Origin of the sequence: Nocardia acidivorans NBRC 108247, assembly GCF_001625085.1 — a bacterium.
Taxonomy (GTDB): domain Bacteria; phylum Actinomycetota; class Actinomycetes; order Mycobacteriales; family Mycobacteriaceae; genus Nocardia; species Nocardia acidivorans.
Map to the genome: position 1 here is coordinate 26,016 of NZ_BDAW01000062.1, position 25,665 is coordinate 51,680.

24 protein-coding genes are annotated in these 25,665 nt (G+C 67.3%); 14 read left to right on the top strand and 10 right to left on the bottom strand.

Features of this window, described 5'->3' with window-relative positions; all coding sequences use genetic code 11:
- Positions 1-7 precede the first annotated feature (7 nt).
- A complete protein-coding gene (corA, locus tag NA10_RS27415) occupies positions 8-1,087 on the bottom strand; it encodes a magnesium/cobalt transporter CorA (RefSeq protein WP_373862431.1) in 1,080 nt (359 codons plus the stop codon).
- A gap of 121 nt (positions 1,088-1,208) precedes the next feature.
- Between corA and NA10_RS27420 the strand changes: the two genes are divergently transcribed.
- From NA10_RS27420 to NA10_RS27430, 4 genes are all read left to right on the top strand, one after another.
- Positions 1,209-2,063, top strand: a complete 855-nt coding sequence (locus NA10_RS27420) for a PHP domain-containing protein (RefSeq protein ID WP_084515298.1) — start codon at positions 1,209-1,211, stop codon at positions 2,061-2,063.
- Between the two features lie 88 nt (positions 2,064-2,151).
- The gene (locus tag NA10_RS36070) at positions 2,152-2,400 is read left to right on the top strand and encodes a hypothetical protein (protein ID WP_245677932.1); all 249 of its coding nucleotides are present in this window, start codon (positions 2,152-2,154) and stop codon (positions 2,398-2,400) included.
- A 51-nt stretch (positions 2,401-2,451) separates the two neighbouring features.
- Positions 2,452-4,029: an FAD-dependent oxidoreductase gene (locus NA10_RS27425; RefSeq protein ID WP_067573009.1), complete on the top strand. Its 1,578-nt coding sequence runs from the start codon at positions 2,452-2,454 to the stop codon at positions 4,027-4,029.
- Positions 4,030-4,588: 559 nt separating this feature from the next.
- Positions 4,589-5,809: an NAD(P)-dependent malic enzyme gene (locus NA10_RS27430; RefSeq protein ID WP_067573011.1), complete on the top strand. Its 1,221-nt coding sequence runs from the start codon at positions 4,589-4,591 to the stop codon at positions 5,807-5,809.
- Between the two features lie 59 nt (positions 5,810-5,868).
- Here the strand turns inward: NA10_RS27430 and NA10_RS27435 are convergent, their stop codons facing one another.
- Positions 5,869-6,753 (bottom strand): sterol desaturase family protein, encoded by an 885-nt coding sequence (locus NA10_RS27435; protein WP_067573014.1) that lies wholly within the window; start codon positions 6,751-6,753, stop codon positions 5,869-5,871.
- 217 nt (positions 6,754-6,970) lie between these two features.
- On the opposite strand from NA10_RS27435, the gene NA10_RS27440 reads away from it, so the two are divergent.
- Positions 6,971-8,137: a sensor histidine kinase gene (locus NA10_RS27440; RefSeq protein WP_245677933.1), complete on the top strand. Its 1,167-nt coding sequence runs from the start codon at positions 6,971-6,973 to the stop codon at positions 8,135-8,137.
- 26 nt (positions 8,138-8,163) lie between these two features.
- Positions 8,164-8,823 (top strand): response regulator, encoded by a 660-nt coding sequence (locus tag NA10_RS27445; protein ID WP_067573065.1) that lies wholly within the window; start codon positions 8,164-8,166, stop codon positions 8,821-8,823.
- Positions 8,824-9,028: 205 nt separating this feature from the next.
- Here the strand turns inward: NA10_RS27445 and NA10_RS27450 are convergent, their stop codons facing one another.
- The 5 genes from NA10_RS27450 to NA10_RS27470 all read right to left on the bottom strand — a co-directional run bounded on the left by NA10_RS27450 (position 9,029) and on the right by NA10_RS27470 (position 12,975).
- Positions 9,029-9,451, bottom strand: a complete 423-nt coding sequence (locus NA10_RS27450; protein WP_067573016.1) for a CBS domain-containing protein — start codon at positions 9,449-9,451, stop codon at positions 9,029-9,031.
- Between the two features lie 90 nt (positions 9,452-9,541).
- On the bottom strand, positions 9,542-10,249 hold the full coding sequence (locus NA10_RS27455) for an ABC transporter permease (RefSeq protein ID WP_067573018.1): 708 nt from the start codon (positions 10,247-10,249) through the stop codon (positions 9,542-9,544).
- The gene (locus NA10_RS27460; protein WP_067573020.1) at positions 10,246-10,917 is read right to left on the bottom strand and encodes an ABC transporter permease; all 672 of its coding nucleotides are present in this window, start codon (positions 10,915-10,917) and stop codon (positions 10,246-10,248) included. The genes NA10_RS27455 and NA10_RS27460 overlap by 4 nt, the downstream gene beginning before the upstream one ends.
- Positions 10,914-12,065, bottom strand: coding sequence for an ABC transporter ATP-binding protein (locus NA10_RS27465; protein ID WP_067573022.1), 1,152 nt, complete (start codon positions 12,063-12,065; stop codon positions 10,914-10,916). The genes NA10_RS27460 and NA10_RS27465 overlap by 4 nt, the downstream gene beginning before the upstream one ends.
- 13 nt (positions 12,066-12,078) lie before the next feature.
- Positions 12,079-12,975 (bottom strand): ABC transporter substrate-binding protein, encoded by an 897-nt coding sequence (locus NA10_RS27470; protein ID WP_157556772.1) that lies wholly within the window; start codon positions 12,973-12,975, stop codon positions 12,079-12,081.
- Positions 12,976-13,310: 335 nt separating this feature from the next.
- On the opposite strand from NA10_RS27470, the gene NA10_RS27475 reads away from it, so the two are divergent.
- A complete protein-coding gene (locus tag NA10_RS27475; RefSeq protein ID WP_067573026.1) occupies positions 13,311-14,237 on the top strand; it encodes a glycine betaine ABC transporter substrate-binding protein in 927 nt (308 codons plus the stop codon).
- A gap of 48 nt (positions 14,238-14,285) precedes the next feature.
- On the opposite strand, the gene NA10_RS27480 is transcribed toward NA10_RS27475, so the two are convergent.
- Together NA10_RS27480 and NA10_RS27485 are read right to left on the bottom strand one after the other, a co-directional pair.
- Entirely contained in the window at positions 14,286-14,951 is a 666-nt protein-coding gene (locus NA10_RS27480) for a TIGR03086 family metal-binding protein (protein WP_307188417.1), read from the bottom strand.
- Positions 14,952-15,193: 242 nt separating this feature from the next.
- Entirely contained in the window at positions 15,194-15,817 is a 624-nt protein-coding gene (locus NA10_RS27485; RefSeq protein ID WP_067573028.1) for a TetR/AcrR family transcriptional regulator, read from the bottom strand.
- A gap of 86 nt (positions 15,818-15,903) precedes the next feature.
- Here NA10_RS27485 and NA10_RS27490 point away from each other — a divergent pair, with 86 nt between their 5' ends.
- From NA10_RS27490 to NA10_RS27520, 7 genes are all read left to right on the top strand, one after another.
- Positions 15,904-17,421 (top strand): flavin-containing monooxygenase, encoded by a 1,518-nt coding sequence (locus NA10_RS27490; RefSeq protein WP_067573030.1) that lies wholly within the window; start codon positions 15,904-15,906, stop codon positions 17,419-17,421.
- 35 nt (positions 17,422-17,456) lie between these two features.
- On the top strand, positions 17,457-18,287 hold the full coding sequence (locus NA10_RS27495) for an SDR family NAD(P)-dependent oxidoreductase (RefSeq protein WP_067573032.1): 831 nt from the start codon (positions 17,457-17,459) through the stop codon (positions 18,285-18,287).
- 11 nt (positions 18,288-18,298) lie between these two features.
- On the top strand, positions 18,299-19,213 hold the full coding sequence (locus NA10_RS27500; RefSeq protein WP_067573034.1) for an alpha/beta hydrolase: 915 nt from the start codon (positions 18,299-18,301) through the stop codon (positions 19,211-19,213).
- 124 nt (positions 19,214-19,337) lie between these two features.
- Positions 19,338-21,131: an AMP-dependent synthetase/ligase gene (locus NA10_RS27505; protein WP_067573036.1), complete on the top strand. Its 1,794-nt coding sequence runs from the start codon at positions 19,338-19,340 to the stop codon at positions 21,129-21,131.
- A 98-nt stretch (positions 21,132-21,229) separates the two neighbouring features.
- Positions 21,230-21,640 carry a VOC family protein gene (locus tag NA10_RS27510; protein WP_067573038.1) on the top strand — a complete coding sequence of 137 codons (411 nt, stop codon included), beginning with the start codon at positions 21,230-21,232 and terminating at the stop codon, positions 21,638-21,640.
- An 88-nt stretch (positions 21,641-21,728) separates the two neighbouring features.
- On the top strand, positions 21,729-23,312 hold the full coding sequence (locus NA10_RS27515) for a molybdopterin-dependent oxidoreductase (RefSeq protein WP_084515300.1): 1,584 nt from the start codon (positions 21,729-21,731) through the stop codon (positions 23,310-23,312).
- Positions 23,313-23,480: 168 nt separating this feature from the next.
- Positions 23,481-24,101, top strand: a complete 621-nt coding sequence (locus NA10_RS27520; RefSeq protein ID WP_067573040.1) for a Uma2 family endonuclease — start codon at positions 23,481-23,483, stop codon at positions 24,099-24,101.
- A gap of 60 nt (positions 24,102-24,161) precedes the next feature.
- Here NA10_RS27520 and NA10_RS27525 read toward each other — a convergent pair whose 3' ends face one another.
- Positions 24,162-25,637: a DHA2 family efflux MFS transporter permease subunit gene (locus NA10_RS27525; protein ID WP_067573042.1), complete on the bottom strand. Its 1,476-nt coding sequence runs from the start codon at positions 25,635-25,637 to the stop codon at positions 24,162-24,164.
- Positions 25,638-25,665 lie beyond the last annotated feature (28 nt).

Below are 25,665 nucleotides of genomic sequence, written 5' to 3' on the forward strand. Positions count from 1 at the left end.
CTCGGAACTACAGCCAGTTGTTGCGGTGGAAGTTGGCGTAGAGCAGGCCGCACAGCACCACCATGAGGGCGACGACGACGGGATAGCCCAGGGTCCAGCGTAGTTCGGGCATATGGTCGAAGTTCATCCCGTAGATGCCCGCGATCATGGTCGGCACCGCCGCCATGGCCGCGTACGCGGAGATCTTGCGCATATCGGTGTTCTGCTGCACGCTCACCTTGGCCAGGGCGGCATTGATGAGGGCGCTGAGCGATTCGTTGAAGTCGATGATCTGTTCGGTGACCGCCGTGTGATGGTCGGTGACATCGCGCATATAGCGCCGAATCTCTTCCGGCACCGGCAATTTCGGGTCGTGGGTGAGCAGTTGCAGCGGCAGCGTCAGCGGTTTCACCGCCCGGCGCAGCTCGACGACCTCGCGCTTGAGCTGGTAGATGGCCTCGATGACGATATCGGCGGTGGGGGTGAAGACCGCCTCCTCCATGGCGTCCACATCCTCCTCGATGGCGGCGGTGACCTCCACGTAGGCGTCCACCACATTGTCGGTGATGGCGTGCAGGACAGCGCTCGGGCCGAGCGCCAGCTGACGCGGGTCGGACTCCAATTCCTTTCGCACACCGGCCAATCCGCTGTGATCGCCGTGGCGCACGGTGATGACGAAGTCGGGGCCGAGGAAGATCATGATCTCGCCGGTGTCCACGATCTCGCTGACCGAATTGAGTTCGTGGACGTGATAGGTGACCGTGCGCAGCACCAGGAACAGGATGTCGTCGTAGCGTTCGAGTTTGGGCCGCTGATGCGCGTGCACCGCGTCCTCGACGGCCAGTGCGTGCAGGCCGAAGGATTTCGCCACATCGGTCATGAGCGAGGTGCTCGGCTCCAGCAGTCCGAGCCAGACGAAGCCCTCCCCGCGCTTGCGCACCTCGGCGAGCGCCTGGGTGTAGGTGCAGTGCGCCAGCACGCGGGTGCCGTCCACGTAGACCGCGCAGTCGACCACCACATTCGCGCCGTGCTTCGGCGTGGCCGGATGCGGGTGCGCCTGCGCCCGATTCGGCCAGCGGAAGGACGGTAGCTGCGGTATCGAGGACACCTGCCGGAGTCTAGTTCGCGGCGATTGCCGCAGTCGTGAGCAGCGCTGTCCGAGGTTGGGGGAGAGTGCGGTGCGACCGGCTGCCCGGAGCGGTCGCCGGGGCGCGGGCAAGATAGAACCCGTGCGCATCGATCTCCACACTCATTCCACCGCCTCCGACGGCACCGACACTCCGGCCGAGCTGATCCGCAATGCCGCGGCCGCCGGGCTGGACGTGGTCGCCCTGACCGATCACGACACCACCGCGGGCTGGGCGGAGGCGGTCGAGGCGCTACCGCCGGGCCTGACGCTGGTGCGGGGGATGGAGATGTCCTGCGAGGGCCGGGGCGAGGACGGCTGGCCGGTGGCGGTGCATCTGCTGGCCTACCTGTTCGATCCGGCCGACGACGCCTTCGCGCAGGAGCGGGAACGTCTGCGCGGTGAGCGGACCGTGCGCCTGCGGGCGATCGCCGAGCATATGGCGGCCGATGGACTGCCGGTGGATCCGGACGCGGTCATGGCGTCGGCGGGTCCGTCGGCCGGGCGGCCGCATCTGGCGCGGGCATTGGTCGAGGCGGGTGTGGTGCCGACCGTGGACGCGGCGTTCCAGGATCTGCTGGCCCCGCACGGCAAGTACTACGTGGAGAAGGCCGATACGCCGTTGCCGCGCGCCGTGGAGATGGTCCGGTCGGCGGGCGGGGTGACGGTGGTGGCGCACGCCCGCGCCCGCAAACGCGGCCGGTTGCTGGCCCTGGATCATATTCGGGAATTGGCCGAGCTGGGTTTGGGCGGGCTGGAACTCGATCATCCCGATCACAGCGCCGCCGATCGGGAGGTGCTGGCCGGGCTGGCGGGTGAGTTGGGCCTGTTCACCACCGGTTCCTCGGACTACCACGGCAGTAACAAGACCATTCGGCTCGGTGAATTCACCACCGAGCCAACGCAATTCGAGATACTGGTGGGCAAGTCCAGTGGGGTTCCGGTGATCTCGGCATGACCGGGCGGGGCACGCGGGAGGAAGCTCGCGTAACCACGGAGTGCTCCGGGTCCTGTCGTATGGATGCGGCGTGAGGGTGCTCCGGGGCTTGAGTGGGATCGTGGCGGGCGGGACGGTGGTTTTGGTGGCGACGGTGGTCGGCGCGGCGATCATGGGTGCCCGGCGCGATTTTCCGGGCCCCGGGGTAGCCGATGTGGCGTGGCATATCGGTGCGGGATTGTTGGTGGTGGGAGCACAGGTATTTGCTGACAGACGTCAGGGAATTGCTTCTCTTTTCGGATGCGCGGTTGTTTTCGTGATTGCCGGATCGCTGCTGTGGGCGCAGTGGTGGAATTGAGATACGCATAACGGTTGCGAGTAGTTGAACGGTCCGCGAATATTTGTCGTTATGACCGAATTCGAGACCGATGTGCTCGTGCTGGGAGGCGGTCCGGCCGGTGCCTGGACCGCGCTCGCCGCGGCGGCGGCCGGTGCTCGGGTTCTGCTGGTCGACAAGGCCCGCTGCGGAGCCAGCGGCCCGACCGCGCGGGCGGGGGCGACGCTCTGGAACATTCCGCCCGGGCGCTTGCGCGATGCGGCGGTCGCCGAGGGCTTCGAGCACGGCGGCGGCCTCGGCGATCCGGAGTGGATGTACCGGGTGCTCGAGGAGACGCACCGGCGGGTCGCGCAACTCGTGCACGGCGGCCTGCGGGCGCACGGCGACCAGGCCGGACCGCCCACCCGAATTCGGCTGGACGGGCCGAGATATCTGGGCCGGCTGCGCCGCAGCATGGTGGTGGCCGGGGTGCGAATTCTGGACCACCATCCGGCATTACAGCTGATCACCGATGCCGACGGGGTGGTCTCGGGGGCGGCGGGGGTCGCCCTGGAGGGCGAGTTCCGGAGTTGGACCGCGCGCGCCAAAGCGGTGGTCATCGCCACCGGAGGCTGCGCCTTCCTCTCCGGTGGCGCGGGCACCGATGTGGACACCGGCGAAGGGTTGCTCATGGGCGCCGAGGCCGGGGCCGAACTCTCGGGCATGGAGTTCTCCAATGCGTATTCGCTGCTCCCGGTGGGTGTTTCGGGCCCGGCCTCGGTCTCCGGTCAGCGGCCGCCCGGGGCTTTTTCCGCCGATCAGCTCCGGCATTTCGCGACGCTGTACGACGAATCCCGTGCGGTGCTCTGCGATGCGGACTCGGGTTCGCGGGCGCGGGCCTTCGCCGCCATCGCCGACGGCCGCCGCGTCTTCGCCGCCCTCGACGAGGATTCCGAAGAACTGCTGCGACAGGAGGATTCGCGGCGGGTGCCGGTGCGCGCGGTGCTGGAGGGCACCGTGCGCGGCACCGGCGGGCTGCGGCTGGCCGGACCCGATTGCGCCACTACGGTTCCCGGGCTCTACGGTGCGGGCGATGTGACCACGCGCGAACCCGTGACCGGCGCGGTCTCCGGATTCGGCGGGCAGAACGGGGCCTGGGCGGTGTCCTCCGGGGTTTGGGCCGGGCAGGCCGCGGCGCGCTTCGCGGGGACCCGGCGCAAGATCGGCAAGACCCGTCCGGTGCCGGGGGTGGGGCTCGGGGCGCGGGCGCGCATCGATCCGCGCGCGGTGGTCGGGCTGGTGCAGGAGCACACGCTGCCGCTGCGGCGCAGCTACTGGCGCAGCGACGGGAGTCTGCGCGACAGCATCGGTGAACTCGACGGTATGTGGCCCGGCGTCGAATTCGACCTCGGCGGTAAGGGAGCCGAGCGTCTGCACGCCAGGCGGGCGGCGGCGCTGCTGGCGGTGGCGCGCTGGACCAAATACAGCGCGCTGGCTCGCACCGAGACCCGCGGTATGCACCGCCGCACCGATCACCCCGGTGTGGCGAGCGATTGGCGCGTCCGGTTGCTCACCGGTGGTCTGGACAGCGTCTGGGTGCGCCCGGAGCGCACGGCCGCGCCCCGCACCATGCGCGGCCCGATCGAGAGCGCGGCCCCGGAAGCCTCCTGATCGCCCCGCGGCCTTCTGATCGCACCGGGTTCCTGCCAACCGGGCACGACAGCTCACGGCGACCGCCGCGGCGGTGTTGGGACAGTTCGCCGCGGTCGCGGCCGGAGGTGCGAGTTTCCCTTAACCTGCGGGTGATTCGACTCACCTAGGCTTCGTTGATGGTGAGCGCGCGCGATGGGCCGGACCCGATTTGGCGCGTCGTCGACGCTACTGGCAGAATGTGACGACCCCCGGCCGCAGCCGACCGCCCGGCCCGGGGACACTCGGTGATTACCGTCCGCGACGCGCGGATTGACTCTTGATCACCCCGGCAGCATCGCGGACCCACCCGTCCGGTTCCAGCTCGACGATCTGTGCAGCGCTGTGTTGTCTCCTTCCGAGACACGCTTCCCGCGATCGGTAATACTTTGTGCGCGTTGCCACGGTGTGGTGGCAAGGTTTTCGAAGTGGCCCGCGGTGATGACCGACGCGCCCGAAAAACGAGTTCCGAAACCCCTATTACCTATTACCGAACGGTAACCGTCAAACGGTTGAGTCCGCACCGAGATGGAGTGAAATCGTGTCACCCGTGACTGAAGCAGTGAATGCCACCACGGCAAGCCCCGCGACCAATGCTGCGAACCTTTCCGACATCACCACGGAAGAAATTTTCGCGGGCCACCTGGGCGGCAAGCTCTCGGTCGCACTCACCGCACCGCTGGACACCCAGCGCGACCTCTCGATCGCCTACACCCCGGGCGTGGCGCAGGTCTGCCGTGGCATCCACGCCGACGAATCGCTGTCCAAGACCTACACCTGGGCCGAGCGCCTGGTCGTGGTCGTCTCCGACGGCACCGCGGTGCTGGGCCTGGGCGATATCGGCCCGCGCGCCTCGCTGCCGGTGATGGAGGGCAAGGCGGCGCTGTTCAAGAAGTTCGCCGGCCTGGACTCGATTCCGATCGTGCTCGACACCAAGGATGTCGACAAGATCGTCGAGACGCTCATCCTGCTGCGCCCGAGCTTCGGCGCGGTGAACCTGGAGGACATCTCCGCCCCGCGCTGCTTCGAGATCGAGAAGCGGGTCATCGAGGCGCTGGACTGCCCGGTCATGCATGACGATCAGCACGGCACCGCGATTGTGGTGCTGGCCGCGCTCAAGGGCGCCGCCGCGGTGCAGGGTCGCGATATGTCCGCCCTCAAGGTGGTCGTCTCGGGTGCGGGCGCGGCCGGTGTGGCGTGCACGAATATCCTGCTGGCGGCCGGTGTTTCGGACATCGTCGTGCTCGACTCCAAGGGCATCATCAGCAGTGACCGCGGCGATTTGAACGATGTGAAAGCCGAACTGGCGCAGCGCAGCAATCCGCGCAAGGTCACCGGCGGTCCGGCCGAGGCGCTCGCGGGCGCCGATGTGTTCCTGGGACTTTCCGCGGGCACCATCGCCGAGGAGCTCATCGCCTCCATGGCGCCCGAATCCATTGTGTTCGCCATGTCGAACCCGGATCCGGAGATCCACCCGGAGGTGGCCGCCAAGTACGCCGCCATCGTGGCGACCGGTCGTTCGGACTTCCCGAACCAGATCAACAATGTGCTCGCGTTCCCGGGCGTCTTCAAGGGTGCGCTGGATGTGGGCGCGCGCCGCATCACCGAGGGTATGAAGGTGGCCGCCGCCGATGCCATCTTCGCGGTGGTCGCGGATGAGCTGGCTGTGGACAAGATCATCCCCAGCCCGCTGGACCCGCGCGTGGCTCCCGCCGTCGCCGAGGCCGTGGGCGCCGCCGCCCGCGCCGAGGGCGTCGCGTAGGCATTGCGTGAAGACCGAAGGGGCGCTTCGTCATCAGACGAAGCGCCCCTTCGCTGTCTTCAGATTGTGGCGGGGGTCCGCACCGGTTCGAGCTGTTCGGCCGGGTGCTCGGACCAGCCGGGCGGGCCGAAAATGTAGCCGAGGCGGCCCTTCCAGGTATCCGCGTGGCGGACATCGCGGACCAGGTTCATGAGTTCGGCGTAGTTGACCTTGACCGGGTTGTCGGTGCCGATGTTCTTGGTCAGCCCGTACCGGATGGGCTCGGAGACGGCGGCGAAGCTGCCGAACATCCGGTCCCAAATGATGAATACGCCACCGTAATTCGTATCCAGGTACGGCTGATTCGAACCGTGGTGGATGCGGTGATGTGCGGGGGTGTTGAAGAGGAACTCGATCGGCTGCCACAGCGTGTCCACCCGCTGGGTGTGGATCGGGAACTGGTAGAGCAGGCCGATGGTCTGCAACAGGAAGATCATCCATACCGGAAAACCCATGAGCGCGGCCGGAATCCAGCACATTCCGCGCAGCTGCGCGGCGATCGGATGGGCCCACGGCAGCCGGATGGCGGTGGAGAAATTGAAGAAGCGGCTGGAGTGGTGCACGCTGTGCGAGGTCCACAGCAGCCGGATGCGGTGATCGGCGCGGTGCGCCCAGTAATAGCAGAAATCGGTCACCACCAGGCCCAGCACCCAGACCCACCAGTCCCGCGGGGACAGGTGCAATGGGGTGAGCTGCGCGGCCAGCACCACCGTGGAAAACGGAATGATCTGCGCTACAAAGGGTTTCACGAAACGCCCGATGGCGTAGGTGGCGATGTTGGCGGCGCTGTCCCGGCCGGTCATCCCATTGGCGGGGCGGTCCGGGTCGCGCCGATCGGCGATCCACTCGACCAGCATGAGGAGCGAGAACGCCGGGACGGCGTAGATGAACAGATCTGGAATCACACGGTCTCCTGGGCGGAAGAAGTCTGCGCGGAAGGGTATACCTCGACGGTAGTGAGCCGAGTCCGGCGAATCGTCGCGCCGACGGGGGATTTCGCGTCCCCCACACGGGGGATGGACTCCCGTCCGGGTACCGTCGCGCACGACGGTGGGACCGGTTTCGGTGCGCCCCCCGGTGGCGGTGCGCGTCCGCGCGGTCGCGAGGACGAAGGTGGTGTCGGTGGATGTGAGCAGGGCGCTGGCCCGGCAATCACTGCTGGTCGCGGTCGTCGCGGCGGTGGTGGACAGTGCGCAACTGGTGCTGTGCGGTGCGTTCGGGGCCGCACCGCTGGCGGCCTCGTTGCTCGCGGCCGGGTTCATCGCGGCCGATCTGTCGCTGGCCGCCGCCCCCACCACCCGATCGGTGGTGGTGACCGCGCTCGCGCAGGTCGCGGTGAAGTTCGCGGCGGCGCTCTTCGTGCACCACCACGGCGGCACGACGCGGGTCTCCGATATCGGATTCCTCGTTGCCGGGTATCGAGCGGGCGCATGGCTGAACGGGACCGCTTCGGTGGCCACCGTGCTGGTACTCGCCCTCGGCGCGGGTATTACGAATGTCGCTGCGACGGAGTCGTTGTCGAGGAACTGGCGACTGCTGCTGGTCATGGTCGGGGCCGGGTTCGTGCCGTGGTTGGTGGGCCGGTACACCACCGCGCGGGGGGCGTACATCGCCGAGTTGGAGCAGCGGGAACGGTTGCGGCGGCAGGAGCAGCGGGCGGCGCTGGATCGGGCGCTCTCCGAGGAGCGGGCCGCCATCGCCCGGGACCTGCACGATGTGATCTCACATCATGTGAGCGCCATCGGAATTCATGCCGGAGTCGCGCGAATAGCGCTGTCCCGCACCGATGCCGAGGCGGCGACCCGCTCGCTGACGGCGGTGGAGTCCAGCAGCCGCTCGGCCATGGTGGATCTGCGGCGGCAATTGGATCTGCTGCACGGTCGGGACGAGGACGGGCAGCGTCAGCCCGGCCTGGCCGATATCGACGAGCTGATCGAGCGCGTGCGAGCGGCGGGACTCGAGGTGCGCGTGGAGATTTCGGGGGAGCCACCGGTCTTGCCCGGATCGCTGGACATCATGCTGTACCGGGTGGTGCAGGAGATTCTCACCAATGCGCTGCGGCACGGGCGCGACCCCGCCCGGCTGGAGATCGGGTACCGGCCGACCCGGGTGGAGATCCGTGAGACCAACCCGATCGCCACCGCTCCGGCGCTCGACGCGGGCGTACGACGCGGGCTGGACGGCATCCGGCGGCGGGTGGAGCTGTTCGGCGGCACCATCGACTCCGGGCCGGATCGGGCCGGAAGCCATTGGGAAATAATGGTTTCGGTGCCGATCGGGGCGGCATGACCGGCCCGGATACCGAGGAGAATCCCATGGCGGGCCCACCACCGGTTCGGATATTGATCGCCGATGATCACACCATGTTCCGGTCCGGGCTGCGTGCGGTGGTGGATGGGCAGCCCGATCTGGAATGCGTGTCCGAGGTGGGGGACGGCCGCGCGGCCATCGCGGCGGCGGCACGGTTGCGACCGGAAGTGGCGATCCTGGACGTGCGTATGCCCAAACTGGACGGGCTGGCCGCCACGGAAGCCATTGTGGCGGCGGGTGGTACGCGGGTGCTGGTGCTCACCACCTACGACAGTGAGGCCAACCTGTCCCGGGCGCTGGCCGCCGGGGCCAGCGGATTCCTGCTCAAGAGCCTGCCCCCGGAGGATCTGGTGGCGGCCATCCGGGTCGCGGTGCGCGGTGACGCGGTCATAGACCCGTCCATGACTCGAAGGCTGGCAACACGTTTCGCAGCGGAACTCGCCCCACCGGCCGAGCCCCCGGAGCTGGCGCAGTTGACCGCCCGCGAGCGTGAAGTCCTGCTGCTCGTCGCCGATGCTCGAAGCAATTATGAGATCGCGGCCGAGCTGGGGGTCGGTGAGGAGACGGTGAAGACCCACGTCTCGCGCATCCTCGCGAAACTCGGTGTGCGCGACCGCATTCACGCGGTGGTCTACGCCTACCGCAATGGCCTGGTCCGTGGGTGACCGGCGGGGGTAGCCGAGGCGCCCGCACGCCGCGCGGCTCGGCGGACGGCGATCGGCGGCCACTGACCCGCTGAGTCGGTGTCCGTCGATCGGTTTCCGTATGCGCCGCGCCACCAGGGCAGTCGCGTGCTGACCGGTGAACTATGACAAGGATTCGTCCCGGTTGCACGGGTCATTCTGCGACCGGCGGCTGAGAGACGGCTGACTAATGCGGTACCGAGACCGCGGCCACGAATTCGGCGAGCTGAGTATCGCTGACGTTCTTGGCCAGATCCGATTCGCAGATCATGCCGATGAGCCGTTTTCCGCCCTTGACGTCGATGACGGGCAGGCGCTTGATCTGGTTCTGCTCCATCATTTCCAGCACCGCGGAGACATCGGTGTCGGCGTCGACCCAGCGCGGTGTGCCCTGGGCGAGGTCGCCGCATCGCACGCGGGACGGGTCATGGCCTTCGGCAATGCAGCGCACCACGATGTCACGATCGGTGAGCATGCCTATCAAGCGGTCGTTATTGCAGATCGGAAGGGCGCCGACATCCATATTGCGCATCATTTGCGCGGCGCGGTCCAGGGTTTCATCCGCCGGAACGCACTCCGCCGTGCGGTGCATGATGTCGCGGGCTTTCATGGCTTTCACGCAGACCTCCTACTGATGGATGGTGCTTCTGGCCATCTGCCATCGTGTCCCAGATCACAGTGGAGGTCAATGCGCGATGGGTCAGCCGATCGGCTGTGCGGCCTGCGCGACGGGCGGGGGCGTGCGGCGCAGGCGGCCCGCGCCGGGTGCGGACAGCCAGACCGCGAAGGCCAGGAAGGCGTCCAGGGCCAGGGCGAGCGCGGCCACCAGAATGGCTCCGACCAGCACGCGATCGTATTTGTAGAGCCCGATGCCGTCGAAGATGTAGCGGCCCAGCCCGCCCAGGTTCACGTACGCGGCGATGGTGGCGGTGGCGACCACCTGGAGCGTGGCCGCGCGCAGGCCGGTGAGCAGCACCGGGAGCGCATTGGGCAATTCGACCCGGAACAGCACCTGGCGTTCCTTCATGCCCATGGCGCGCGAGGCATCCACCACGCCCGGATCGACATTCGCGATACCGGCGTAGGTACCGGCCAGCAGCGGCGGAATGCCGACGGTAACCAGAGCGAGAATCGGCGGGAACAGGCCCAGGCCCATGAGCAGGACCACGAAGGTGAGCACGCCCAGGGTGGGCAGGGCGCGCATGGCATTGGCGAAGCCGACGATCGCCGCCGCGCCGCGGTGCGAATGCCCGACCAGCAGGCCGATGGGCAGCGCGATGACGGCGGACAGGCCGATGGCCAGCAGGCTGTACCACAGGTGCTGGCCGATACGGGTTTCGATACCGGTGGGCCCGCCCCAGTTCGCGCCGTCGGTGAGGTAGTGCCAGGCGTCGAGGAAAAGGTTCATGCCGCAATCCCTTTCGCCCGGCGTCCGTGCCGGCCACCGGTGCGCAGCCACGGGGTGGCGAGTCGTCCGAACAGGTACAGCAGGCGGTCCATGACCAGGGCGAGCACCAGCACCACGATGATGCCCGCGATGATCTCGTCCGGATAGTCGCGCTGATAGCCCTGGGTGAAGAGTTTGCCGAGTCCGCCCACGCCGATCAGCGCGCCGACGGTCACCATGGAGATATTGGTGACGGCCACCACGCGCAGATTGGCGACGAAAACCGGTAGGGCGAGCGGGAAGTCGACGGTGAGGGTGCGGCGCAGGCGGGTGTAGCCGATGGCGTCGGCGGCGTCGAGCACCTCGGTGGGCACCGAATCAAGGGCGGCGGGGACCGCGGTCACCAGCAGCGCTACCGAGTAGATGGTCAGTGCGATAACGACATTCAGCGGATCAATGACGGCGATGCCGAGCAGCGGCGGAATGATCACGAACAGCGCCAGCGACGGAATCGTATAGGCGATACCCGCCGCGGTGGTGGTGATGCGGCGCAGCCAGCGGGCTCGATGCGCGAGGGCCCCGGCGGGTATCGCGATGACCAGACCGATGAGCAGCGGTAGCAGCGCCAGGTACAGATGGGTGCGCGCGTATCCGGTGATCTCCGTGAAATTGTCCAGGAGATACCTCACTTGGCCGTCTCCTCCTCGAAGAAGACGCGGTTGCGCTCGGCGTCCTCGGCGGTGCGCTGGCGCGAGAGTTGTTCCAGCACATCCTTGGCCAGGATGGCACCGCGGACCGCGCCCGAATCCTCGATCGCCACACCGATTTCCGAGGGTGAGGAGATGGCCGAGTCCAGGGCCTGGCGCAGATCGCCGTTCGGCGGATACAGCGAGCCGCCCGCCGCCACACTGTTCGCGAGCGGTCGCCCGGCGCGCACACCCTCCACGCCGGTGGTGTCGATCCAGCCGACCGGACGCCGGTCGGCATCGATGACGAGTCGCCATTCGCCCTTGCGCAGCCGCACCCCGGTGACCTCCTCGGGGGTGATGGTGGCGAGTTCGCGCAGCGGCACCTCGGCGGCGCTGCGGAAGGACAGCTCTCGATAGCCGCGATCGCGGCCGACGAATTCGGCCACGAAATCGGTTGCGGGCTGGGCGAGTACACGCTGCGGCTGGTCGTACTGCTGGAGTTTTCCGCCCGCACCGAAGACGGCGACGCGGTCCCCGAGTTTGATGGCCTCGTCGATATCGTGCGTGACGAACACGATGGTCTTGTGCAGTTCGGCCTGCAACCGCCGCATCTCGGCCTGGAGTTCGGTCCGCACCACCGGGTCGACGGCGCTGAACGGCTCATCCATGAGCAGGATGGGCGGATCGGCGGCGAGCGCGCGGGCCACGCCGACGCGCTGCTGCTGCCCGCCCGAGAGTTGCGCCGGATATCGCTGTGCCAGTGCGCGATCCAGACCGACCCGGTCCAGCACATCCAGCGCGGCCCGCCGGGCCGCGCGGCGGGATTCGCCGCGCAGCACCGGGACGGTGGCCACATTGTCGAGCACCGTGCGGTGCGGCAGCAGTCCGGCATTCTGGATGACGTAGCCGATGCCGAGTCGCAGCTGTACCGGGTTCAGCGTCGAAATATCCTGTCCGGCAATGGTGATGGTGCCGGTGCTGGGGGTGATCATGCGGTTGATCATTCGCATGGCGGTGGTCTTGCCACCGCCGGACGGACCGACGAACACGGTGAACGAACCGGATTCGATGCGCAGGTCGAAATCGTGGACGGCGACCGTACCGCCCGGGTAGGTCTTGCTGACTCCGCTGAATTCGATGTCGGACACCGTATTTCCCCTCCTAGCCGACGGGCTTGTCGAGCCCCTGCGCCTGCACCCACGCCTTGGCCGCGGCGGCGGGTTCGGTCTTGGCGCTACCCGAGACGGCGGTATTGAGCGAAATCAGTTCGGCGGTGGTCAGTTTCGCCGAGACCGCATTGAGCACGGCGATCAGCTTGTCGCTCTTCTTGGCGGTGTTGAACAGCGGCACCACATTCTGCGGGGCGAAGTTGTGCTGCGGATCGGCCAGCGCCACCAGGTTATTGGCGGCGATGGCGGGTGAGGTGGTGAAAATGTCGGCGGCGGTCACCTGGCCCTCGGTGAGCGCGCGCACGGTGGCCGGGCCGCCGCCGTCGGCGATCGGCACGAACTTGGCGGCGCTGATATCGAGGTTGTAGACCTTCTTCAGACCGGGCAGACCGCCTGGGCGCTCGGCGAATTCGGCCGGCGCGGCAAAGCTGACCTCGGCCGAGTGCGGGGCCAGATCGGCGATGGTCTTCAGATTCCACTTGTCGGCGGTGGCCTTGGTGACCACCACGGTGTCGGAATCCTCGCCGGGCGCGGGGGTGGCGACGCCGAGCTGATCGCCGAGCGCCTTGGTGAGCGCGGCGTTCACGTCGGCGGGCGTGGTGGCGGTGGCCGATTTGTCCAGATACTGGAGCAGGTTGCCGGTGTAGTCCGGGATCAGGCTGATGGCGCACTGCCGCAGCGCGGGCACATACGCCTCGCGGCTGCCGATATTCAGCTTGGTGGTGATCTGGAAGCCGTTGGCGCGCAGCGCTTCCGCGTACACGTCGGCGACCGTCTCGGATTCGGGGAAGTTGGCGGAGCCGACGGTGAGGCTGTCGGTGCCGCCACCGCAGTCGCTCTTACCGCCGAGGGGATTGTCGGAGTTGTCGCCGCAGGCGGAGGCGGCCATGGCCGCGGCCAGCGCTACCGCGGCGGCGAGGATGCGTAGTACGGTGCGGGCGGTGCGCCTGCCGTCGGCGCGCGTGGTGATGAGCGAATGCACTGTCGTCCTTCCGAGCGGGGGCATGCGGTTTCCCGGTGCGCTATCGCTTCGGGAGAACCGACTTGGTTGTCCATACTGCCCGGTTTGCCCCGAGAACGTTGCCTACACCGGGTTGGTTTTGCGGGTGTGCCGCGGTGTATGGATGCCGCGCGCCCGCGCTGCGGTCGGGCAATTCGCTGGTGAGACACGCTCGGGGGCACCCGATCCGGGGTTCGGCGCTCCGGCGCGGCAGACTGTTGCGAATGTTCGGCAGCACAGATTCCCGCGCCCCCCGGCGAGCCCTGCTGTCCACCGCGCTGGCGGTCACCCTCGCGCTGGCAACCCTGGCGTGCGGCGGCGATGACGCGCCCGCGCTCACCCTCGGCGCGGGTGATTCCACCCAGTCGAGGTTGCTCGCCGAGATCTACGCGGGCGCGCTGGCGCGCACCGGTGCGCAGACTCGGGTGCGCGGTGGACTGGGCGCGCGGTCCGCGCGACTGGCCGCCCTCGATGCCGATACCGTCGTCGTCGTGGCCGATGCGACCGGTGATCTGCTCACCGCACTCGACTCCACCTCGACGGCGCGCACGCCCGACGATGTGAACAAGGCGCTCAATGGCGCTCTCCCGGAAGGACTCACGGTCGGCGATCCAGCCGACGGCACCGATCTGCGCCCCGTGGTGGTGGCCGCCGCGGCCACCGCGCTGCCCGCCTCGCTGAAGGATCTGGCCCCGCTCTGCCCCGAACTCACGATCGGCGTGGCGACCGGGCACACCCTCGATCCCATGCACGCGCCACTGGATCCACAGCGCGATGTGATCACCCCGCTGCAATCGGTCTACGGCTGCGCGGTCACCCACGCGGTTTCCTTCCCCGGTGCGGAGGAGGCCCGAAAAGCCTTGTCCACCGGCGAGATCCAACTCGCGGTGCTCTCGGGCCCGGCCTCCTACCTCCCGGACGGCGGAACCGATCTGACCTCGCTGGCCGACCCCGCCTACCTCTTCCGGGCCGCCATGGTGCTGCCCGTTCTGCGCAAGGCCGCCCTGTCCGACACCCAGCTCCGCAAACTCAACTATGTGGCGGGCGAGCTCACCACCACCGATCTCGCCGATATGCTCCGCCAAATCCGTGACAACCAGGCCGATCCCGCCGACCTGGCCCGCGCCTGGCTGGACGCCCACGCCCTGTAGGCATCGAAAAGCGGTGTCCGGCGCGATTATCGGCCGGTCCACCGCGGATCACGGTTCGGCGGTCCAGCGTGGATCGCGCCCGGTGCGGCCGAGCACCCGGTCGAAGAGCGGACTGTCGCTCCCGGTGGGGACCGCCGGGCCGAACAATCCGGGCGTGCCCGCATCCGGGGTGTGCCGCACCATCTCCCACAGCACCGCCAGGTCATCCTCATTCGGCTGGTACTCCTGCGCGGTGGCGCGAGCCAGATCCCACCCGTGGATCACCACCTCGTCCAACGCGAACACCGCCATCTGCGCCGCGGCCCCGCGCACGCCGCCCACCTCGGTCTCACCCTCCCAGGCCCCCGGCTCCCGCCACGCCGCGACCAATGCCTCGAGCTGCGCGGGAATCAGCTCCCGCCACCCCTGCTCGAGCACGAGATCCGCATCACTCGGAGGCTGTGACTTCCCGATGCCCTCCTTGGTGGCCGCCTCCCGAAACGCCGTGCTGAAACCGGCGATATGCGCGAGCAACATCCCCACCGTCCGCTCCGGACTCGGCGTGGGCAGCTCCAATTGATCGTCCCGAACCCCGGCGACCACCGCCGCCAGCGCCCCTGCGGCCGACTTCATATCGAATTGCGGACCGTTCATATGCACTCCCGAGAATTCGCGTGCGGCAACCCCGGCGGCGACCGCCCACCAATGCTGACGCTGCCCGCTCCCGGAATTCATCGCTTCCACGAAAACAATCGCAGCGTGCGCTGACACCGAATTCGGTGCGGTCGGCCACCGCGACCGTCCGCCCGAGCGGGAGTGCGGATGGACCCCGGCCGAGCAGCTGTACCGCACCCTGACCCGCGCGCACACCCGGCTCGCCGCCGCGCTCATGACGGCGGCGGTCACCGGGTAGTGGCCCGAAACAGCTTGCCGCCCAACGGATAAGCGCGCACTGGCGGAGGTGCTGGATCTCGGGGTCAGTCGCGCAGGGCGGCGGCGAGAGTGGAGTTGAGCGCCAGCGCGGGCAGCGAATCGACCAGGAGATCGATGAGCGCCGCGCGCGGAATGGGGGCCTCGCGCAGCCAGGTGAGGGTGGTCTCCTCCACGAAGGCGATCCAGCCCCGGATCGCCAGGGTGAGCCGGGGCATATCCGAATCCTGCACCGGGATGGGGGCTTCGGCGAGAATGCGCTGCACCTGGGCGAGCCGATGGGCGTTCACCATGGTCACCAGTTCGGGGCTGGCGCTGGCCGGACCGCGCAGCAGCGCCAGATACGGCGTGCGGTTCTCCTCGACGTAATCGACATAGCGCTCGATCGAGTCGCGCAGCATATCCGCCAGTGGCAGTTCGGGATTGGGGGTGGTGCGGGCCAGTAGTTCGGCATTGGCATGCGCGATGATCGCCAGGTGGAAGTCCCCCAGGGTGGGGAAGTAGTGGAAGAGCAGGCCGCGGGAGATGCCCGCCTGTTCGGCGATCTCGCTCACCGACACGTCCTCCAGCGAACGTTCGCGCAGCATCTGGGCGCCCAGGGTGATCAGCTGCTGGCGGCGTTCGTCAGGGCTGAGCCGGGTGCGCTTGGCTCCGGCGTCGGGCTTGCTCACGCTGGCTCCTTCGGTCACTGCACAACCTTACTGAACGTGAGTCAATACTATTGACTCGAACTCAATAAGACCCTACGCTCGGATACATGAGTCGCAAGGTTACAGACAAAGCTGTCGGCAACCGGCCCGTCCGGCATTCCCGCATCATCATCGTCGGCAGCGGGTTCTCCGGACTCGGCCTGGCGATCCGGCTGAGCCAGCAGGGTCGCACCGACTATCTCGTGCTCGAGCGCGGCAATGATGTCGGCGGCACCTGGCGCGACAACACCTATCCCGGCGCGGCCTGCGATGTGCCCTCGCAGCTGTACTCGTACTCCTTCGCGCTGAACCCGGAATGGTCGCGCTCGTTCTCCAAGCAGCCGGAGATCCAGCGCTATATCCAATCCGTCGCCGACAAGTACGACGTGCGCGACAAGCACATCTTCGACTGCGATATGACCGGCGCGCAGTGGAACAACGACACCGCGCGCTGGGAGATCCAGACCTCACAGGGCGACTTCACCGCCGATATCCTGGTCTCCGCCGTCGGCGCGCTGTGTGAGCCGAACCTGCCGGATATCAAGGGCATCAACGACTTCCAGGGCGAGATCTTCCACTCCGCGCGCTGGAACCACGACTCCGATCTGACCGGTAAGCGCGTGGCCGTGATCGGCACCGGCGCCTCCGCCATCCAGATCGTGCCGAGCATCGCCAAGCAGGTCGCACACCTGGACGTGTACCAGCGCACCGCGCCCTGGCTGCTGCCGCGCTCGGACCGGCCCTACCTGCTGCCGGAAAAGCTTGCCTTCAAATACATTCCGGGCGTGCAGGCGCTCTCCCGCGCCGCCATCTACGCCGCCCGCGAGACCCAGGTGGTCGGCCTGGCCAAATTCCCGCCCGCCATGAAGATCCTGGAGACCGTGGCGCGCGCCAAGCTGCGCATCGAGGTCAAGGATCCGGAGCTGCGCGCCAAGGTCACCCCGAACTTCCGCATCGGCTGCAAGCGCATGCTCATCTCGAACGAGTACTACCCGGCGCTGGGCCGCGACAATGTCGACCTGGTGACCGATGGCATTCGGGAGATCCGCGGCAATTCGATCGTCACCAAGGACGGCACCGAGCGCGAGGTGGACGCCATCATCGTGGCCACCGGCTTCCACGTCACCGATTCCCCGGCGTACGAGACCATTTCGGGTCGTGACGGCCGCACCCTGTCCGAGGTCTTCGACGCCATCGGCCAGCAGGGCTACAAGGGTTCGGCCATCAACAACTATCCGAACATGTTCTTCATGCTCGGCCCGAACGTCGGCCTGGGCCACACCTCGATGGTGTACATGATCGAATCGCAGATCAACTACATCGCGGACGGCATCGCCACCATCGACCGACTGGGCCTGCGCACGGTCGAGGTGCGCAAGGATGTACAGGACGAGTACAACGCCGAACTGCAGCGCAAGCTGAGCGGCGCGGTCTGGAACACCGGCGGCTGCGCCTCCTGGTATCTGGACAAGCACGGCAACAACACCACGCTCTGGCCGGACTTCACCTTCCGGTTCCGCAGTCTGCTCGAGAAATTCGACGTATCCGCGTACGAGACTTCACCTTCCGCCCGGCCCGCCGCGTAATCGCGGTACGGCCCGAACAATCGAAAGTGGTAACCGTGAGCAACGACGCTTACTTCAGGGACAAGGTCTGCGTCATCACCGGCGCGGGCTCCGGCATCGGCCGCGCGCTGGCGCTGAACCTGGCCCGCCGCGGCGCCCAGCTGGCGCTCTCCGATATCGACACCGACGGCCTGGCCGAGACGGTGCGGCTGTGCGAGAAGTACGGCGTACAGATCAAATCCGATCGCCTGAACGTCGCCGAACGCGAAGCCGTACTGCTCTACGCCGATGAGGTGAACAAGCATTTCGGCAAGGTCAACCAGATCTACAACAACGCCGGTATCGCACACCACGGCGATGTGCTGGACACCGCGTTCAAGGACATCGACCGCATCATGGATGTCGACTTCTACGGAGTCGTCAACGGCACCAAGGCTTTCCTGCCGTACCTGATCGAATCCGGTGCGGGCCACGTCGTGAACATCTCCAGCCTGTTCGGCCTGATCGCGGTCCCCGGCCAGAGCGCCTACAACGCAGCCAAATTCGCGGTGCGCGGCTTCACCGAGGCGCTGCGCCAGGAAATGATCATGAGCGGCAAGCCCGTCAAGGTCACCTGCGTGCACCCCGGCGGCATCCAGACCGCGGTGGCCCGCAATGCCACCGTCTCCGAGGGCCTCAACCAGCAGAACCTGGCCAGCCTCTTCGACAAGAAGCTGGCCATGCACACCCCCGAGATGGCCGCCCAGACCATTACCGAGGGTGTGGCCCGCGGTCACGGCCGCGTGCTGATCGGCTGGGAGGCGAAACTCCTCGACCTGTTCGTGCGCAGCACCGGTTCGTACTATCAGCGCATCTCCGCCGTGGTGCAGAAGCGCTTCCTGCCGTAGGGAATTCAGTCATGCCACAGGTGAATCTGCCGCTGCCCGTCGCGCGGGCGGTGCTGCATCCGATGTTCCGGCTCATGCTCAACAAGCGACTGCCCTTCGCGGTGCAGCGCACGCTGATGGATCTGGGCGCACCCGCGCAGGGCGCGCTGCGCGGTACACACGCCGAGCGGGTTCGCCTCGGCGGTCGTCCGGCCGAGCGGGTCACGCTCGGCCCGGCGATCGACAGCGCCACCGTGCTGTATCTGCACGGCGGCGGTTACACCGTCGGCTCGCCCGCGACCCATCGCCCGCTGGCCGGCTATCTGGCCCGCGAAACCGGTTGCCCCATCCAGGTGCTGGATTACCGCCTGGCTCCCGAACATCCCTTCCCGGCGGCTCTCGATGACGCCGAGGCGGCGTTCCTGGAACTGATCGCCTTCGGCTATCAGCCCGAACGCATTGCGCTGGCCGGTGATTCGGCCGGTGGCGGACTCGCCCTGGCCCTTGCCATCCGCCTGCGGGACAAGCACGGTATCACCCCGGCCGCGCTGGGACTGATCGCACCGTGGGGCGATCCGAACGAGATTCCGGAGCGCACCCGCGATCTGGTGATCAACAAGCCGTGGTCCCGCGCCTGCGCGGCGGCCTACCTGGGCGATGGTGACGGCCTCGACCCCGGGTACGCGCCCATGCTCGCCGATCTGCACGGGCTGCCGCCCACCTATGTGCAGGCCGACAAGGGCGAACTGCTGCACGACCAGTGCACCCGGCTCACCGCCAAGCTCCGCGCGGCGGGGGTGGACACCCGATTCACCGAGACCGAGGGTCTCTGGCATGTGGCGCAGTTGCAGGCCGCGCTGGTTGCCCCGGCCGCCGCGATAACCCGCGAACTCGGCGAGTTCCTGCGGCAAGCCCTTCGACCTGCGCAAACCCGATCCATAGGATAGGGGAGACACGGTTCCCGAAGCCCGGTCGAACAGGCGATGAGAACCTGTTCGACCGGGCTGCCGGGTGTGACATGTAAGCGTGGCGTAAATTACCCGCGAGTAAACCCACTGTGGAAGGGCAGCGATGCGAGAGTTCGAAGTCCCGGCTACCTACACCATCCCCGAGAACGCCAATATGTCGGACGGTGCGTTCCGGCATGCGGAGAAGACCCCTGACCTGGTCGTCTTCAATACCCCGGATGGTAAGGGCGGCTGGAACGACGTCACGGCGGTCGAGTTCGCGAAGACCGTGACCGATGTGGCCAAGGGCTTGGTCGCCTCGGGAATCGAACTCGGAGACCGGGTCGCCATCATGGCCGCCACCTCCTACGAGTGGGTTGTGCTGGACTTCGCCATCTGGGCCGCCGGTGGCTGCACCGTCGCCATCTTCGACAGCTCCTCGGCCGAGCAGATCCGCTGGATCCTGTCCGACTCCGCCACCAAGGCGATCGTCGTGCAGAACGAGAAGCAGCGCGCCACCATCGCCGAAATCGAAGGCGGACTGGGTGATCTGCGCGAGGTGCTGCAGATCGAGAGCGGTGCGATCGCCGAACTGACCACGCGCGGCGCGGAATTGGACGACAGCGTCGTGCACGACCGCCGCGCCCAGGTGAAGGCCGCCTCGCCCGCGACCCTCATCTACACCTCGGGCACCACCGGTAAGCCCAAGGGCGTCATGCTCTCGCACTCCAACCTCTACGCCGAATCGGCCGCGGACCGCTACGCCATGAGCGAATTCCTGCAGCCCGGGCGCAAATCCCTGCTGTTCCTGCCGCTGGCGCACGTCTTCGCGCGCGCGGTCGCACTCGCCGCGTTCGACGCCGGCGTCACCGTCGCGCACACCTCGGACTGGTCCACGCTGGTCGAGCAGTTCGGCGAATACAAGCCGAACTTCATCCTCTCGGTACCGCGCGTCTTCGAGAAGGTGTTCAACGGCGCCAAGCAGAAGGCGCACGACGGCGGTAAGGGCAAGATCTTCGACTACGCCACCGAGGTGGCCATCGACTACAGCAAATCGCTGCAGAACGGCGGCCCCGGACTGGTCCTCAAGCTCAAGCACGCCGTACTGGACAAGCTGGTCTTCAGCAAGCTGCGCGAGGCCATGGGCGGCCAGTGCGACTCCGCGGTCTCCGGCGGCGGCCCGCTCGGCGCGCGCCTGGGCCACTACTTCCGCGGCGCGGGCGTCACCATCTACGAGGGCTACGGTCTGACCGAATCCACCGCGGCCGTCAGCGTCAACACCCCCAAGCACATCAAGGTCGGCTCGGTCGGCCAGCCGCTGCCGGGGCACGGCGCCAAGGTCGCCGAGGACGGCGAACTGCTCATTCGCGGACCCGTGGTGTTCGGCGGCTACTGGAACAATCCGGAGGCTTCCGCCGACGCCTTCGAGGCCGACGGCTGGTTCAAGACCGGTGACCTCGGCGCCATCGACGAGCAGGGCTTCATCTCCATCGTCGGGCGCAAGAAGGAAATCCTGGTCACCGCGGGTGGAAAGAACGTCTCCCCGGCCATGCTCGAGGATTCGCTGCGCCAGCACCCGCTGATCAGTCAGGTCATGGTGGTCGGCGACGGGCAGCCGTTCATCGGCGCGCTGATCACCCTGGACCAGGAAACGCTGCCGAAGTGGCGCGAGCGCAACAACATTCCACCCGAGACCACCATCGAGCATCTGATCGAGAACCCGGCGCTGGTCGCGGAGATCAACGAGGCCGTGGCCGCCACCAACAAGCTGGTGTCGCATGCCGAGGCCATCAAGAAGATTCGCATCCTGCCGGTCGACTGGACCCAGGAGGGCGGCGAGCTCACCCCGAAGCTCTCGCTCAAGCGCAATGTGGTCATGAAGCAGTACGCCGCGGACGTGGACGCGATCTACTCCTAGTTCGCGCCGAGCGCCGATTACTTCGGCGAGGCCGGGAAGTCTTTCCCTGTGGATGGCGGATCGTCCATCCACAGGGAAAGTCGATCGAGGAGGCAGATATGCCGTCCGTGAACCCGTGCGTCGTATTCAATGGCAATGCCGAAGAGGCGTTCACCTTCTATCAGTCGGTCTTCGGCGGTGAATTGCGGCTGTCCCGCTTCGGCGAGATGCAGGGCAGCGAGAACGTGCCCGAGCAGGTCAAGAACTGGATCGCCTACGCCTCGCTGCCGATTGCCGGGAGCGAGCTCACCGGAATGGATTCCCCAGCGCAGCCGGTCGATTCGCAGAACCGGGCCCAGATGGTGAATCTGACGGTGGACTCGGCGGCCGAGGCCGAGCGCGTCTACAACGAGTTCTGCGCCGGCGGCCAGGTCTCCATGCCGCTCGGCAAGACCGAATGGGCCGAGGCGTTCGCCATGGTCACCGATAAATTCTCGGTGCCGTGGATGATCAGCTACACCCCGCGCTGAACCCGCTCGAGCGGTAGGAATCCGGCGTCATCGGAATGTCATTGTTCGCACCGGCGCACGGGCCGATTCCGGCAGTAGGGTCGAATCCGTGGCCGGTCGTGAACTTCGAATAGCCGGTGGTATCGCCGCCGCCGCGGTGACCCTCGGGGTCGCCGAAATCGTCGCGGTGTTCATCAGCCTCGACAGCACACCCCTGCAGGCGATCGGATCGACGATTGTCGATCACACCCCGGATGGGTTGCGCGAGTGGGTGATTCAGCGATTCGGCACCAAAGACAAACTGGTGCTGTTCGTTTCGATGGGTGTGGTGGCGCTGCTCGTCGCCGGACTGGCCGGACTCGTCGAGCGGGTACGCCGCCCGGTCGGTTCGGCACTGTTCGCGGTCCTCGGACTGGTCGCGCTCATCGCGGCGGTCTCCCGGCCGCATGCCCCCTGGACCTGGGCGCTGCCCTCGCTGATCGGCGCGTGGGCGGGAATCATGGTGCTGCGCACCTTGATTCGACGCATCGTTGATTTCGACGCGGCGACCGCGGCGGTTGCCGTCACCGCCACCGACATCACCGGCGATGCGGAAAAGGCTGCGGCGGAAGCGGATTCGGGAATCGCGCTGGAGCGGCGACTCGTCATGCGCGGTATCGGGATCGCACTCGCCGCCGGCGCGGCCGCCGGTGTCGTGGGACGGGTGCTCGGGGCGCGACGGCACGATGTCTCGGGGGAGCGGGCGGAGGTTCGACTACCGCCCCCGGCGAGTCCGCAGGTCGAGGTGGACCCCGCCGCCGATCTCCGAATCCCTGGTCTGCCCTCCTATCTCACGCCGAACAGCGACTTCTACCGCATAGACACGGCTTTGACCGTTCCCCAGGTCAGCAAGGACGACTGGTCACTGCGCATCCACGGCATGGTGGATCGCGAAATCCGCATCAACTACACAGATCTCGGCTCCCGACAGGCCATCGAGAGGCTGGTGACGCTCACCTGCGTCTCCAATCCGGTCGGCGGCGATCTCATCGGCAATGCCAGCTGGCTCGGGTACCGCCTGGACGAGCTGCTGGCGGAGGCCGGTCCGCATCCCGATGCCGATATGGTGTTGTCCCGCAGTATCGACGGCTTCACCGCGGGCAGTCCCCTCGCGGCGCTCACCGACGGTCGCGATGCCATGCTCGCGGTCGGCATGAACGGTGAACCACTGCCCACCGCCCACGGTTATCCGGCGCGCCTGGTGGTGCCCGGACTCTACGGCTACGTCTCGGCGACCAAATGGGTGACCGAACTGGAGATCACCAGATTCGATCGCGCACAGGCGTATTGGACCCGGCGCGGCTGGTCCGAACGCGGGCCGATCAAGACCGGAACGCGAATCGACACGCCCGGCAGCGGCAAACTCGCGGCGGGCCGGATTACCGTGGCGGGCGTCGCCTGGGCCCAGCATCGCGGCATTCGCGCCGTGGAAGTGCGCGTAGACAACGGCGAGTGGCAGCCCGCGCGGCTCGCCGCCGAACCCTCGATCGACACCTGGCGGCAATGGGCCTTCGACTGGGATGCCACCCCCGGCCCGCACACCCTCTGGGCGCGCAGCACCGACGGCGACGGCGTCGTGCAGACCGCGGATATCGCGGGTGAGGTGCCCGACGGCGCGACCGGATACGCCTCGCGATTCGTGCGAATCGGCTGAGTTAAGCCACAGCTACGGTCTTTGATGGCAAGGTGACACCTGATTTCGTGAGGTGCGGGTAACTCATCGGTACGCCCGAAATTGTTTTTGCACACGACCGGCGGCACGCGTGCGCAACGGTCAGCGGCTGGCGAGCTGTGCGCCGAAGTCACGGAGAGGCGGAACCGTATGACCGGAGTACTGGAGTGGGCGCGGGCGGAGAACCTGCAGCCCGAACCGATCACCCTCGAGGTCTGGAAGCAGTTGCCGCGCGACTTCTGCCGCCTGGTCGAAGTGGTGAACGGTGATGTGGTGCGGGCGGATTCGGCCTCGCACCGGCACCACAATGCCGCGCGCCGCATCGCCGCCATGATCGAGGTCGCCGCCGCATCGCATATGGCCCGGTACGGCGACGGACCGCTGTACGTCGGCCTCGAACGGGACGTTCTGCTGTGGGAGCTGCCGCGGTTCACGCTGCGGCGACCCGATATCGCGCTGTTCACCTGCGCGCCAACGGGTTCCGGCGCACTACCCGCGGCCCGGGTGAAGATCGCGGTGGAGGTGGTGTCACCGCTGACCGAGCGCATCGACACCACCGATAAGCAGGCGGAGTACGCGCAGGCCGGAATCCCCTGGTACTGGCTGGTTTACCTGGACGGCGACCATGTGACCACCATCCAGACCCATGTGCTGGTGCTCGGCCACTATCGGCCGCACCGCCGGCTCACCCCGACCTGCGGCGAAACCCTGATAGATATGCCGATCGAGATCGGCATCGACTGGCCGCGGCTGTACGGACTGGTGTACTGAGCCCGAACACGCGGGCCCGCTGCGCCATCGCGCAGCGGGCCCGTTCGCCGGTTCGAGGGTCTAGCCCGCGATATCCGCCTTCTCGAATGTCGGCGCCTTGTCCTCGGCCTTACCGTGCCCGACGAACAGCGCGGACGCCACCACGCCGATCAGCAGAATGCAGCCCGGCAGGATCATGGACTCGCTCAGCGCGGTGCTGATCTTGTCCAGCACCGGGGCCGGAATCTTGGCCGCACCGCTGCCGCCGCCCTCCATGACCGGTCCACCGGGCAGGTGCTGCGCAGCCAGCCGCGACGACATCAGCGCCGCGATGGCCGCGGACCCGAGTACCGAACCCACCTGGCGGGTGGTGTTGTAGACGCCCGCGCCCGCACCGGCCTGCTGGATCGGCAGGTTGTGCGTGGCCGTGGTGGCCAGCGGAGCCCAGATGCAGGCATTGGCGATACCGGCGATACCGCCGATGACCAGGAACAGCGGAATCGAGGTGTCCGGCTTCATGAGCGCGGAGAAACCGAAGATGGTCGCGGCGAAGACCGCGAAACCGATGGTCGGCAGTACGCGCGGCGGCATCCGATCGGAGATCTTGCCGATGATCGGCGCGAAGACGCCGGTCAGAATCGCCATCGGCGCGAGCACCAGCGCCGACCTGGTCGGCGACATCCCGTGCACCTGCTGCAGGAAGAAGTAGAACGGGACGAAGGTCGCGGTGATCGCCGCGCCCATGGCCGCGATGGCCAGGCTCGACAGCGAGAAGTTGCGATCCTTGAACAAGCTCATCGGCACCAGCGGCTCACCGGTATTGCGCGACTGATTGACCACGAACAGCGCCAGCACGATCAGACCACCGGCGATCATCAGCCAGATCAGCGCGTCCCAATCGCGGGTACCGCCCTCCTGGATGCCGAAGACCAGCAGGAACATGCCGATCGCGGAGAGCGCGACGCCCACGAAGTCGAACTTGTGCTGATGGGTCTCCAGCGACGGCACCAGCCAGGCCGCCAGCACGAACGCCACGATGCCGATCGGGACGTTCACATAGAAGATCCACTCCCAGCCCTTCCAGTCGACCAGCACGCCGCCCAGGATCGGGCCGACGAGCGTGGCCAGCCCGGCGACGCCGCCCCACAGGCCCATGGCCGCGCCGCGCTTGTCCGGCGGGAAGGTGCGGGTGATGACCGCCATGGTCTGCGGGGTCATCAGCGCCGCGCCCAGGCCCTGCACCGCGCGGGCCGCGATCAGCATCTCGATACTCCTCGACATGGCGCACCACAGCGAGGCGAGGGTGAAGACGGTCAGACCGATCAGATAGATGTTCTTGGGCCCGAAGCGGTCACCGAGCCGGCCGGTCACCAGCAGCGGCACCGCGTAGGCGAGCAGGTACGCGGAGGTCACCCAGATGACCTTGTTGATATCGGCGTTCAGATCCTCTTTGATCACCGGATTGGCCACCGCGACGATGGTCATGTCCAGCAGGATCATGAAGAACCCGACGACCAGCGCGTATAGCGCCAGCCACGGATTGCGGGGAGCGGGCATGGAAGTGGTTTCCTATCTCGTGGTGAAA